Here is a 13472-nt window from a genome sequence, read left to right as displayed (position 1 = left end):
TTCTGGATTGGGGTTGTACCGGGTGTAATTCTCCCTGTAATTTTTTCGCAGGATACTCGTTTTTGGATTTTTTTGGTATCTGTTTTAGGTATCAGTATATCAGGTATCTTATTTCTGTATTACAATCCCCGCACGATCTCTTCAACCGCCGCAATGAGCAGATCCACTTCCTGCCCGATGTTGTAGAGCGCGAGGCTCGCCCGCACGGTGCCGTCACTGAGGCCAAGGTGGTCCATGAGTGGCTGGCAACAGTGGTGCCCTGACCGCACCATAATGTCGGAGCCCTCATCGAGCTGCTGGGCGATTTCGTGCGGGTGGAGCCCTTCAATGGTAAACGAGACAACTCCGATCCGGGATGCTTGCTGTGCCGGGGCATACACCCGGATTCGGTCGATCTTTGAAAGACCGTCGATAAGACGGGTTGTGATCCGCTCCTCGTGTTCCCGTATCCGGTCCATGCCGATTGCTGTCAGGTAATCGGTTGCCACTCCAAGGCCGATCCCCCCGGCAATATTAGGGGTGCCCGCTTCGTATTTCTGGTAGCCTTGCGCAGGAGTAAACCCTTCGGCTGTCACGGTCTCGATCATCCCGCCTCCTAGCACCGAAGGTTCGATGACCGGATCCTTCATCCAGAGGACTCCGGTGCCGGTCGGCCCGAGCATCTTATGACCGGAGAACGCATAAAAGTCGCACCTGATGTCTGCGACGTTAACCGGTATATGGGGGACTGCCTGTGCACCATCGATAAGCAGGAGCGCGCCATGATCATGGCAGATCTTTGCGATCTGTTCAACCGGGGTTATGGTACCGAGCACGTTAGAGGCATGCGTGACCGCGACAAGACGGGTTTTATCTGAAATTGACCGTTCAAATGCAGCAGGATTAAGGGAATAGTCCGGCTGTATCCCGATGATATCGACTTTGACCCCCTGCCTGGTCAGGTTCCGCCACGGCAGGAGATTTGAATGGTGTTCAATGACTGTGGTAATGACATGATCGCCTGCCTTCCATGCAAGCCCCTGCGCCACCATATTGATCGCCTCGGTGGTATTTTTCGTAAAGACAGTCATGCCATCCTGCCCGCCGATAAACTTTGCCACCTTCTCGTGGGCGTGCCAGTAACGCTGCGAGGCGATCCTTGTCAGCCGGTGCACCCCTCTCCCGACGTTGGCACGGTACTGGTGCTCGAATTCAACAAGTGCCTGCACAACCGGCTCAGGGGAGAATGAAGTTGCAGCATTGTCAAAGTAAATGAGTTCTGAAAGGATCGGGAAGTCCCTGCGTGCTCTCTCTGCATCAAATGTATCCGGTTCCCGTACATCCGTCTGGGTCACGACTGTATCACCTTCGTTGGTATCCTGTTTCTGTTCCACTTTGCGTTCCCTCACAGGCTTTAAGGAATAATCATCGTTGAGTAATATCCCTTTTGCACTGCACAGCTCCCGCATCTTCTTTGGCAGCGCCTTCCAGCGCCATAGACCCCATCTGGAGTATTCTTCCGGAAGTCCTTTCTTTGCCGCCCATCTTTCAAGTATCTCGTTCCAGCGATGCACCGCACCGGGGTGCATCTTCCCCAGTTCCTCGTACTCGCTCTCAAGCATCGACGGGCAGGGGTAGCACCCGATCCGCTCGATACCCCGTTCATAGAGTACATTGGTGGGAATCTTCTGCCACCAGAGGTATAAAAACACTTCGAGCGCCCGCCAGTTCCGGATTGGCGAGATGTTGAGCTGGAGCACATTTTCAGGGTTCTGGCTTGTCTCTTCGAGATCGGCCCGGTTCCATGACTCATACCAACGGTTCCCCTGAACGGTCACGCACGGACCAATTTTTGCGAGGTAGAGTTTGAGGGGCCGGAGTTTTAAGAGCTTGCAGCACCATCGGTGGTCTTTGCCGGGAGGTCCCGCCTTCTCTGCGGCCTGCCAGAAATCGACAACCGGCGGGATGATCTCAATACCCTGTGACCGGATGAACTCCACCGTTTCAGGAAATTCGATTCCGGTATCAATAAAAAACGCCGATGTCACGCCTGCCTTGCGGGCAAGGTGCAGTACGGCAGTGCTGTCCTTGCCCCCGGAGAACGAGACGTTGATGACCGGGCGGTCATTCATATGGTGCCTGATAGTCCTGACCGCGGTGCGCTCAAGGTTTTTGAGGTGATACCGGTTCTGGTGGACGGCAACACTCCAGTCCGGGTTTGGGGGAGTTCTTGGATCAACAGAAACGATCTCCCTGACTTTGATCTGCCCGTCCCTTACCATGGCGGTTCCAAACTTACTGCGGTATTTTACGATCACCGTCCCATCGGAGACCGGGGTGTTGAGCACGAGCTTCTTGCCCCCTATCCTCCCCTGTTCCCTGCTGACATTGGTGTACTGTTCAAGGTCGACGATGCCACGGGTCGCATGCGGGAGCAGGAACAGCAGGGCTTCCGGTGCGATATCGAGATTATATTCCCTCGTGACCGGATCGAACGTGAGCCATCCGAACCGCTCCCCGCTCATGATCACGAGATCTGCCCGGTCGACGCCGCCGGTCTTGTTGAAGAGCACAATGTTCTGGAGCGTTACGGTACCGAAATGCTCGTGCACAAGGCGTGCTAAAAGTTCCATGTCTGCGGCAAGTGCCGGGCGTACATCGTACGGCTGCAGAAGTGGGATCTTCTTTCCCTCCTTTCCACATGCACACCCCTTCCCTATAAGGGGGACATTGCAGTTGTCGCACCAGTATAGTATCTTTTTGACCGGCGGCTCGCGCATCACACTCACTGGTGGGGTGGTTCAGGAGATAAGAGAAACGATTGCGCGTAGGATGCTGGCAAACCTGCCCTCCAAACAAGGTGCATGTGCCCCTGCAGGCATGCAGAGCTTCTTAACCTCAGCCGTTCTCTTAAGTATACAGTTTTCTAACAAAAGGCTGTTTGAGAAACATTATGTACGGATCAAAATTTGGTGGCCCGAGAAACTTCGGCCCCCGTGAAATGACAAAAGTAGTCTGTTCAGACTGCGGTAAAGATTGCGAAGTTCCATTTAAGCCGACCGAGGGAAGACCTGTCTATTGCCAGGACTGCCTCCCGAAGCACCGGAAACCCCGGTTTTAATTTTTTTCTCTCTTTTGTTTTTAAAAAATATTTTACGATACAGTTCCGTTCTTATTTTAAATTTCTATCCCCGCATGCTTTGCCAGATGGCAAAGAAAAACTCCATGGCGATCAGGATGATGATAATCCATTCGAGGAAATTGGAGTGCTGGATGCGGACCTCGTCGGAAAGCATCGAATAGTTTTCCCGGATCACATCAATCTTACGGCTCACGCTCCTGCTCCACTGGCCGCTCCGGAACACTTTTAATGCAGTTGCATAGACCCGGGCATAATACACGTCCTCGGTGACCTTGATCAGGTTGTTGACTTTCTCAATAATCTCGGAGATCTCTGCATATGTCTCCATCTGTTTCCCCATGATTGTATGGTACTGGTGCATCCGGAGGAACCGCCACATACGGTCGGCATGTTCAATATCGTCATACATCTTCTCCATCTGCCGGGTCAGTTCCCGGTCATAGTACCTCAGCTCGAGGACTTGTACATTGGCGTATTCAATAAGGTCAATGAGATCGGTCGGAACTTCCGGGTTGCAGAGGAGCGCGGAATCCCATGAGATTAATGCAAGGTCGTCCGGGGTGTAACTGAGCGAATTCCGGATAATCTCCTCTCTCATCTGGGGGGAGATTTCTGTCGTTTCGCCGATGAGCAGTGGTACCGGGTCAACCGTGTCGTCCCTCCGGTCGGTCAAATAGACGGTATAATCTTCAAAGAAATCCCGGTCGATTGCAAAGTTCCTGATATGCGGGCGGATGATCTCTCCCAGTTTTGTCAGGTTCTCGAAGAATAAGTCTGACAGCCCTTCCTGGCCGGCAAACTTAAACGTGATCTCGCTGAGCATGGAATAATCCGCAGCAGGGTTTTCGTAAACAAAACAGAAACTGATCACACCGATATCATATACCCGTGCGACAACGGAAAACTCAAATGTTTTCCCTTGCCGCTCCACCTGCACCGGCTGCATCCGGATGGCGAGAGGCGGATCTTCGATCATGATAGACTTTTGCTTGACCCTCAAGAAACTCGCCCTTGCCGTTACAAAGCTCTCTGCAAGCTCGCGCTCCAGCCAGTCAAGGTCAATCTCCCTGCCAATGTCATAAATCCGGTAAAAACGGAGTGAAATCACCGCGATCGGTCTCCTTTATGTGTTCTTTAACCTGCTACAATGAACAACGATCCGGATGATAAATCCTTGGGATACCCTTTATTGCCTGACTGTGACGCAGTCGTAAAAAGAATTTTTTACAAAAAAAGACTCTTGTTTGCCTAAAGGTTACAAGGAATAAAAAAATAATATAATGATTGCCCGGCAGTCAGTCCGCTGTCCGCTGGAGGGCCATGCGGCCGCCCGATGTGATCCTTAAAAGGATCTCGTTGTTGGCTTTCCCACCGTCCAGATATCTTTTTGAGAGCAGCTTGTGGACGCCCGAGCGAACGCTGCTCTCGCTGTAGTCAGGAAGCAGCTGGTGCACAACATGACTGATATGGCATGCTGGTTTTTCTGCCACTGTTTTGAGGATCTGGATCTGCGTGGGGTCAGGCACAAAGACCCGTGAATCAAGAAATATCCCTTTCATTTTTCATCCTGTGAACGAATCACATATTAGTATATGTCCTGCAGGATGATGTAGTCATGCCTCATCAGGAGGTGGGGCACACCGGAAGTATTATGCCCTGTGCCAGAAGGGATTTTTTTATGCTTGAATCGATTGATATGCCGCAGTTGTTTAAAAAAAAGCTAAAGATAAAAAAAATTTAAAAAAAAAGTTACAGGTACCGGTTTCTTCGCAACCACTCGACCTGTGGTTTGAGGTATCTGTACACAATATCACATTTTTCGTCCTGGAAGCTCCATGGAATAACAATTAACGTATCTCCTTCCCGGATCCAGACCCTTTTTTTGATCTTGCCCTTGATCCTGCCCATGCGGGTGACGCCATCGAAACACCGGACACGTATGTGGTTTGCCCCCATCATGAGGTCAGCAGAAGCAAACATCTCGCGGTTCCGTTTTTTTGGCAGACGGACGCGGATAACTTCAGTACCGGTCTCGTTCTGAGTCTCAACATCAAATTCCCCGTTATTCTGGTCTTTCCTGAATGACAGTTAATCCACTCCTTCTTATTTCCTGATAACCCAATTTCTGCTTAAAACGCTGTATCAGAGTATATAGAAATGATGTCTGACGGGATTAAGGTATTGTGTGTACGGTCCAGTGCAAAAAATCCCGTGTAAAACAGAAGCGGGAATTTTTTTGGATTTTTATTCCAGTATCCGATTGCCTGCAGGGTTTAATTTTTTGTCCAATAAGATATATAAAGACATCAGAACACCAATACCTGATAAATGGAAACTTCTTTTTCATTCAAAAACTTCAGCATCAGCCCGAAAATACTCAGGGCTATCGAAGATATGGGCTTTGAAGAGCCCACACCAATCCAGACCAGTGCAATACCCATAATCCTCGCAGGTAATGACGTGACCGGTCAGGCAAAGACCGGCACGGGAAAAACCGCGGCGTTTGGCATCCCTGCCCTCGAACGGCTTGATCCCCGCGACAGGCAGACGCAGGTCATCATCCTCTCCCCCACGAGGGAACTGGCAATCCAGACAGCAGAAGAGATTGCCCTGCTTGCAGCTCACATGGCCCACACGACTGTGCTGCCCATCTATGGCGGGCAGCCGATCGAACGCCAGTTGCGCTCGTTAAAGACCGGCGTCCAGATCGTTGTCGGGACACCGGGGCGCGTGCTTGACCACCTCCGCCGCAGGACGCTGTCGCTGTCCCGGGTGAAGATGGTCGTCCTTGACGAGGCAGACCAGATGCTGGACATGGGATTTTTGCCTGATATCGAAACGATTATCGGGCAGACTCCCAAAGACCGCCAGACCATCCTTTTCTCTGCAACCCTCCCCAAGCCGATCTTAGCGATCTCGCGCCGGTTCCAGAAGAACCCCGAATTTGTCGAGATCCCCCATAAGGAACTGACCGTCCCCCAGGTCGAACAGAGGTATGTCGAGGTGCACAGCCGGGACAAATTCGATATCCTCTGCCGCCTCCTTGACCAGATGGACCCCAAGCTTGTGCTGGTGTTCTGCAATACAAAGCGGCGGGTCGACCAGTTGACAAAAAGGCTCAAGACCCTTGGGTACCGTGTCGGGGAAATTCATGGGGACTTAAAACAGTCCCAGCGTGACCGGGTGATGGCGCAGTTCCGCAAAGGGGAGATCGACTTACTTGTCGCAACCGACGTCGCAGCGCGGGGTATTGACGTGGATGATATCGATCTTGTCGTCAACTTAGACGTCCCGCAGGTGGCCGAATATTATGTCCACCGGATCGGCAGGACGGCGCGGGCGGGCAGGAGCGGACGTGCGATCACGTTTGTAGGCCCTGAAGATGTATACAAGATGCGCGAGATCCAGCGTATCGCAAATATCACGATCTCGCGGATCCCGATCCCCTCGGCGCGTGATGCTGCAGAATCACGGATAAAAGCCCTTGCCGACAAGATCAAACAGACCATCGATGCGGGCAACCTTGACAAACAGCTGGAGACAATCGAGCGGATCATGGTGGACGATTACACATCTCTTGAGATCGCCGCTGCGCTGCTGAAGTTACAGATGGATGCAGGCAGCCAGGGATAGGATTAATCCACCCTCAACCTGTGGGCACAGCGAATCCCGGACACATCAGGAATGGCGCAGTCGGACATGCCAGCAGACCGTATCCGGTAACGATTTTTGATTTTTAGGGTATAGTCCTTATTAAACCACTAAAATAAAATTTGAGTTCAGATGTAAAAATTAGCTGAAAAATTAGAAATTAAATAGTTAGAAAAAAAGTGAGATAATGTAAGACATGGTTGATCCCGGCTCAAACAGGATTTTACCCATATATCGCAATATGGGGGTCGCCTCAATGGCGGGGGCGAGCCGATGGCGAAGCCCCCATGAGTGTCTGAATGAATTACTTTTCCAATTGTTCAAAGAAAAATTGGTGGTTAGAATGGTACTATACCCTTTTTTATTATTTTCATTTTGGTATAAGACTACTTCTCACCCGTTTTTTTTTAATTACCCAATAGTCAAAATAAGACCCTTCACATCAGAAGAAGTTATAAATATCGCCTGAATTGATTACCACGTACTAATCGATTATCGTGGTGTATGAAATGGCAGAAGAACCAAAACCCAAGTTGATCCGTGAACGGATCGATGTCTGCGAGCTCGATCGTGCCCGGATGTCCCTCCTGAACCCTGTGTTAATCGAAGAGAAGAAAGAAGCCAGAACGATCGATGAGAATGCAAAACCACTCCTTGAAATGACGATGAAGGAGGGCATCGAAACGGTCTGGGACCGGTTTGAGATGCAGCAGCCTCCGTGCAAGTATTGTGAAGCGGGAATATCCTGTTCGCGGTGCACCATGGGCCCGTGCCGGATCATCCCGCCCCACCGCATCCGCGGTGTCTGTGGTGCTGATGCGGATCTGATCGTTGCCCGCAACCTTCTGGACACCATTGCGACTGGTTCTGCGGCGCATTCTGATCATGGCCGGGATATTGTTGAAACATTGTACCTTGTCGGCACCGGAAAGACAAAGGACTACGGTATTTCCGATCCGGAAAAACTTCGCCGCCTTTGTGTGGAATATAGTATCAGAACCGAGGGCAAGAGCACGGAGAAACTTGCCGCCGAACTCGGGCGTGCCATGCTCGAAGAGTACGGGATGGTGAAAAACACACTCCAGCTCCTAAACCGTGCCCCGAAAGCAACCCGGGATATCTGGAATGCGCTCGGAATCACCCCGAGGGGGATCGACCGCGAAGTGGTGGACTGCATGCACCGGATCCAGATGGGTGTCGGGGCAGATTATACCAACATTCTGCTGCAGGGACTCCGTTGCAGTCTCTCGGACGGATGGGGCGGGTCAATGATCGGGACAGATATCTCCGATGTCCTGTTCGGTACGCCATCGATCCTGAAATCCCGTGTCAACCTTGCGGTGCTCAAAGAAGACCATGTGAATATCGCCGTTCATGGCCACAACCCGGTGCTATCAGAGATGGTCGTGAAAGCTGTCGCGGACCCCGAGTTTTTGGCGCTCGCAAAGAAACACGGTGCGAAAGGGATCAACCTTGTCGGGTTATGCTGCACGGGAAGCGAGTTACTGATGCGCAAGGGTATCCCGATGAGCGGCAACCACCTGAACCAGGAACTCGTTATCACGACAGGCGCCCTTGAAGCGATGATCGTCGATTACCAGTGTATCTTCCCATCGCTCCCGAGGACCGCGAGCTGTTACCATACTCTCATCATATCGACAAGCTCCAAAGCAAAGATTCCCGGATCGTACTACTTCGATTTTAGAGCCGACAAGGGCTACCAGACTGCAAAAGCGATCGTAAGGATGGCGGTCGAGAACTTCAAAAACCGGAACCCCAAAAGGGTCATGATTCCCGGAGAACCTGTCCCGCTGATGTCCGGTTTCTCCAACGAAGCGATCAAAAAAGCGCTGGGTGGTTCCTTCAAGCCCCTTATCGATCTGATCGCTGCCGGTAAGATCCGTGGAGCGGTCGGGATTGTCGGATGCAACAACCCGCATGTAAAACACGACTTTGGCCATGTGACACTGGCAAAGGAACTCATTAAGAAAAATATTCTCTGCGTTGAGACAGGCTGCGCGGCGATTGCCTCTGGAAAAGCCGGTCTCCTCCGGCCGGAAGCGGCTGCACTGGCAGGTGATGACCTGCGAGCGGTATGCGAATCCTTAAAAATCCCCCCAGTAATCCACATGGGTTCCTGTGTTGACAACTCCCGAATCCTTGTCCTCGCTGCGGAGCTTGGAAATGCGCTCAACGTCCCCATCCACAAGCTGCCTATTGCGGGTGCAGCGCCGGAATGGTACTCCCAGAAGGCAGTCTCTATCGGTGCGTACTTCGTTGCATCCGGGGTCTACACCGTGCTTGGTGTTATGCCGCATATCTCCGGCAGCCCGGCTGTAATATCGCTGCTGACCGAAGGGCTCAAGGGTGCGGTGAACGCGAGCTTCGCGGTAGAACCAGACCCGGTCAAAGCAGCGGATCTTATCACAAGTCACATCGAGCGGAAGCGGACCGAGCTGGGGATATGAACTTCGGCTCTGGAGCATCCGGGACCGCTGTGCCGCTGCGTGCAATGACAGGGGGAACCACAACGATCCGCGGCAATAAAGAAGGAATACGCGTTGTTGTGACGGGCAAGGGCGGAGTGGGCAAGACCACCCTTGTCGCGCTTCTCTCCCATTTGTTTGCGCGGGAGGGATTACGGGTACTTGCCGTTGACGGCGATCCCCAGAAAAACCTTGCAGTGACGCTGGGAATTGCCCCAAATGAAGCAAAACAGATCGTGCCGGTCTGCAGGAGCCCGGACTATATCCGTGAGAAGACCGGTGCCAGCCCTGACCTGTCTCCCGGGGGGTTGTTAACGCTAAACCCCGATGTGGGTGATGTGGTCGACCGGTTCTCCGTCAGGGTTGCTCCCAACCTCCGGCTCCTTGTCATGGGTGGGGTCAAGCAGGCCGGGACAGGCTGCCTGTGCCCCGAATATACACTGCTTTCTTCTATCCTCCGCAACATCAGGCTTTTTTCCGATGAGGTGATCCTTCTTGACACCCCGGCGGGACTTGAACATTTCGGGAGGGCAGTCGCCGATGGGTTTTCCACGGCGATCGTAATGGCAGATCCGTCCTACAATGCCCTTTCCGTAGCCAGAGAGTCGGCAGACCTCGCTCGGCAACTGGGGATAGGGCAGGTCGTTTTCGTTGTAAACCGGGCAGCCGGACAGGAAGATGAAGGCAAAATCGGCAGAAAGGTGCAAGAGCTTGAGGAATTTTCCCGGCTGTTTTATTTGCCGTTTAACCAGGAAGTGCTCCGCATTGAGCCGGAGGTCTCAGGGCTCCTTGAACAAAAATCTCCGTTTGTCAACAATCTCCGGATACTTGCAGCCGCAATCACCGGTCAGGTTGACCTCGTCTCCTCCGGATTCCATTGACCTGCAGTTGTCAGCGCCGGCCCGCGGTCATTTTCTTTGGCAACCTTTTTATTCCTCAACCTGCCCGATGCTGAATTCTAAAGTTAAAAAGGGAGTGTTCTTCCCTGCTCACTCCTGCCTGAGCGCGTCGATAGGGTCCATGTTGGATGCCTTCCACGCAGGATACAGACCGGACAAGACACAGACAACAACGCCGATTACCATCCCGTAAGGGACATAGATCAGGCTGTCCGGCTTGAAGAAATATGCCGTATTGCCAATCATCGCACTTACCACCGAGTACCCGATGACAAGGCTCATGACCCCGCCAATGGTGGCACCGATAATTCCCAGGATGAACGCTTCATACAGGAACATCCGTCGCACTTCGCCTTTCTCTGTCCCGATGGAGAGCAGGATGCCGATCTCCTGCACGCGTTCATTGACCGACATCATCATCACGTTGAATATACTTGTCGCAGCGACAAGGAGCGAGATACTTCCGATCGCAAGGATGAATGTGGTGAGGGAGCTTAAGGTTGAAGCGATACTTGAGATCCGTGAGCTGGAATCGGAGATCCGCACAACCTCTTTATTACGGTTGACTTTTTTTGCAATCGCCGTTTCAACAGCCGAAAGGGTGCTGACATCCTTTAGGTTCACGTTCACCTGGTCATACACTTTATCCCCGCCGAACTGGGCGCTATACCAGGTATCGGATACAACAATCGCATTATCCGTATTAATGCCATTGGAAGATGACATTCCCACTGTCGGGAGAATGCCTACCACCCGGATCACCGGCCGGGTGACACTCAAATTGGGCTCACCGACCTTGATCCGGGTGCCGATTTTTAAATTAAACCTGCTTGCGATGGTGGCACCGACAATGGCATCGCTTTCCCCGCGAATCGTTGAGCCTTCGGTAACGTTCATGATATTTTTAATGTCATTTACATCGAGCCCGTAGATCGAACCTCTCCCGTCATTTGACCCTATCGAGAACTGGGTGTTTGTCCGGTCAATCGGGATGACCCCGTTTATTCCAGCCGCGTCCCGGATATCATTAAGCTGGCTTTCGGTGATACCCGATGTGGAGGTAATGGTTGACCCCGGTTCAGCCCTCACAACATCCGGAGTGATAACAATCGTATTGACGCCCGCCGTTAGCTGGTCTTTGACCATCAGCTGCATGTTTGTCCCAAGCATCCCCATGGACGATATGGCAACAACCCCGATGACGATCCCAATGGACGCAAGGAGCGAGCGCATGAAATTGAGTTTTACGCTGCGCACAGAGAGATCGAAGAATATGTCTTTCACGATCCGATCACCCTCCCGTCTTCAAGCTGTATCGTCCGGTGTGCATATTCTGCGATCTTGGGGTCATGGGTGACCAGGATAACGGTCTTTCCCTCTTTATGCAGGCCGATAAGGATATCCATGATCTGGAACCCGGTTTTGCGGTCGAGGTTGCCGGTAGGCTCATCGCAAAGGATGATCTTCGGGTCATTGACCAGTGCCCGGGCAATCGCAACGCGCTGCTGCTGCCCTCCTGAGAGCTGTGACGGGCGGTGGGCGCTGAGCGAATCGTCAAAGCCAACAGACTTCAGGACTGCGGCAGCTTTACCGCTCGTGTCCCGGTGCTTGTATTTGAGGATCAGCGGGTACTCCACATTCTCGTATGCCGAAAGCAGGGGGATTAAGTAAAATTTCTGGAAGATATACCCGATGATGTCCCGGCGCATATGCGTGCGCTCAAGAGCTGTCATGGAGGCAACGTTCCTGCCATCGATGAACAGTTCTCCTGATGTGGGAACATCAAGGATTCCGAGCTGGTTCAGCATTGTCGATTTACCGGAGCCCGAGGGTCCCATGATCGCCACGAATTCGTTCTCCATGATATCCAGTGAGACAGAATCGAGCGCGGTAAAGTCCCCACTTTCCAGAGTGTACACTTTTGTGACATCATGGAGCTGGATGAGGGGATTTGCTGTCATGGCAAAACCCTTTAGGGCTTCTTTATCTTTGGAATCTTTGCAGCAATCCATTTCCGCTTCTTATAGAGCACAATACCGACAACAAGGATGATGCCACCTGCGATGACAGGATAAAACGAACTGATACCTCCCCCCCGGCTTCCTCCAAACCCGAATATGCTGCCACCTCCGGGGGCGCCGCCGGCTGTCCTTGATGAAGGACTTCCCGATGTAACTGTGGCTGTACCGGAACTTCCAATAGTACCTGAACCGCTTATTCCTGTTCCCGTAGAGATCCCCGGGGAGGTCCCCGCAGAACCAGACCGGAGATCGAGGATCTTTTTCGTGGAAAATGAATTCCCGTCCTTGTCCTTCCAGGTGATGACAAGAGGGACTGCTAAAAGATCGTTACCGGTAAATGAAAGCTCGAAGCTTGAAAAGTCATCTGAAGCAAGTGACCCAATCGCGTATTCCGAATAGGGTTCGACTGCCCGTGCAGGCGCACCTATCGTAACGACCATGGATTTTGCATCCGTAAGGCCGGCATTACTGATATCGCCGCTCACCGTGTAGGCTGATCCGGAAGATGTAAGGGCAACATTGTTGACAACAGGCACTACAGCCAGTTTATCTTCTCCAAGGAGTATCGGGAGGGTCACATCAGTCGTGTGCTTGTTATCCCCGTTCCGGAAACTGATGTGGAACGTGAGGTTTGACTGCTGGACAGGGGTGACCTGGAATGGGACCTGAACAGAACTTCCGGCTTTTAATGTACCGACAAAGTATTCTGACGGCGTTACATCAATCCCGGTGCCTTCTGGTATGACCAGGACATTGGTGATGTCTCCTTTACGGGGATTGATAATGCTGACATTCACCGTGTCTTTTTTTAAGAGAGAGAATGTGTCCGGTTTTTTTGAGATGCTTGCCCTGATATCTGTTGAATCCACAACGATCTTGAGGGTCGAGTGGACGGAATTAGCTGTTTTTGTCGGTACGGTAAATAAGGGAAAATACGTGCCATCCGGCGGATCTACGGTGACAAGGAATGAGAAATCTACCGTCGCCCCTGGCCCAATGTTGGTCATCGTGTTAAAGGAGTTCTTGTTTATGACATTCACGTTCGGGTCGATGAGATTGGGGGGAGAGAGGCCGACCGAAGCATTGGCCGCGTTGTATACATGTACAGTGACTACTCCCTTTTCATAGGGATAAAAAACCTGAGGATCGAGATCATACCCTGAAATATATACGAGTGCAACGGCATCCTCTGGTGACGTGGCACTGATCACACTGGTTGCCCCGCTCACTGTTCCAACACAGATAAGGAACAAAAAGATGCTTAGGACAATTGTCTGAGGTTTCATACTTTCTC

The 13472-nt window shown here is 52.0% G+C and carries 11 protein-coding genes; 4 read left to right on the top strand and 7 right to left on the bottom strand.

The annotated features are described in order from the left end of the window. Positions 1-119: 119 nt before the first annotated feature. Complete coding sequence (locus tag OS112_07110) at positions 120-2759, bottom strand: aminotransferase class V-fold PLP-dependent enzyme (protein WAC06153.1); 2640 nt, start codon at positions 2757-2759, stop codon at positions 120-122. A gap of 173 nt (positions 2760-2932) precedes the next feature. Here OS112_07110 and OS112_07105 point away from each other — a divergent pair, with 173 nt between their 5' ends. Continuing rightward, a complete protein-coding gene (locus OS112_07105; GenBank protein WAC04234.1) occupies positions 2933-3100 on the top strand; it encodes a DNA-directed RNA polymerase in 168 nt (55 codons plus the stop codon). 64 nt (positions 3101-3164) lie between these two features. Here OS112_07105 and OS112_07100 read toward each other — a convergent pair whose 3' ends face one another. The 3 genes from OS112_07100 to eif1A form a co-directional block, all read right to left on the bottom strand. Then, a complete protein-coding gene (locus OS112_07100; protein ID WAC04233.1) occupies positions 3165-4229 on the bottom strand; it encodes a hypothetical protein in 1065 nt (354 codons plus the stop codon). Between the two features lie 187 nt (positions 4230-4416). Beyond that, on the bottom strand, positions 4417-4680 hold the full coding sequence (locus tag OS112_07095; protein WAC04232.1) for a hypothetical protein: 264 nt from the start codon (positions 4678-4680) through the stop codon (positions 4417-4419). A 190-nt stretch (positions 4681-4870) separates the two neighbouring features. Then, entirely contained in the window at positions 4871-5209 is a 339-nt protein-coding gene (eif1A, locus tag OS112_07090; GenBank protein ID WAC06152.1) for a translation initiation factor eIF-1A, read from the bottom strand. A gap of 240 nt (positions 5210-5449) precedes the next feature. Between eif1A and OS112_07085 the strand changes: the two genes are divergently transcribed. The 3 genes from OS112_07085 (at position 5450) to OS112_07075 (ending at position 10139) form a co-directional block, all read left to right on the top strand. Further along, positions 5450-6754: a DEAD/DEAH box helicase gene (locus OS112_07085; protein ID WAC04231.1), complete on the top strand. Its 1305-nt coding sequence runs from the start codon at positions 5450-5452 to the stop codon at positions 6752-6754. Positions 6755-7281: 527 nt separating this feature from the next. After that, entirely contained in the window at positions 7282-9240 is a 1959-nt protein-coding gene (cooS, locus tag OS112_07080; protein ID WAC04230.1) for an anaerobic carbon-monoxide dehydrogenase catalytic subunit, read from the top strand. After that, positions 9237-10139, top strand: coding sequence for an AAA family ATPase (locus OS112_07075; GenBank protein WAC04229.1), 903 nt, complete (start codon positions 9237-9239; stop codon positions 10137-10139). Before cooS ends, OS112_07075 begins: the two co-directional genes overlap by 4 nt. A gap of 108 nt (positions 10140-10247) precedes the next feature. Here OS112_07075 and OS112_07070 read toward each other — a convergent pair whose 3' ends face one another. The 3 genes from OS112_07070 to OS112_07060 are packed head-to-tail and all read right to left on the bottom strand — an operon-like array spanning position 10248 to position 13464. Next, positions 10248-11441, bottom strand: coding sequence for an ABC transporter permease (locus OS112_07070; GenBank protein ID WAC04228.1), 1194 nt, complete (start codon positions 11439-11441; stop codon positions 10248-10250). After that, the gene (locus OS112_07065; GenBank protein ID WAC04227.1) at positions 11438-12118 is read right to left on the bottom strand and encodes an ABC transporter ATP-binding protein; all 681 of its coding nucleotides are present in this window, start codon (positions 12116-12118) and stop codon (positions 11438-11440) included. Before OS112_07065 ends, OS112_07070 begins: the two co-directional genes overlap by 4 nt. Positions 12119-12129: 11 nt before the next feature. Further along, positions 12130-13464 carry a hypothetical protein gene (locus OS112_07060; GenBank protein ID WAC04226.1) on the bottom strand — a complete coding sequence of 445 codons (1335 nt, stop codon included), beginning with the start codon at positions 13462-13464 and terminating at the stop codon, positions 12130-12132. Positions 13465-13472: the final 8 nt, after the last annotated feature.

It is taken from the genome of Methanoregula sp. (genome assembly GCA_026625165.1).
Lineage (GTDB): Archaea > Halobacteriota > Methanomicrobia > Methanomicrobiales > Methanospirillaceae > MVRE01.
Note: the sequence above shows the minus strand (reverse complement) of the source record. Positions and strands in the feature narration are given on the sequence as shown.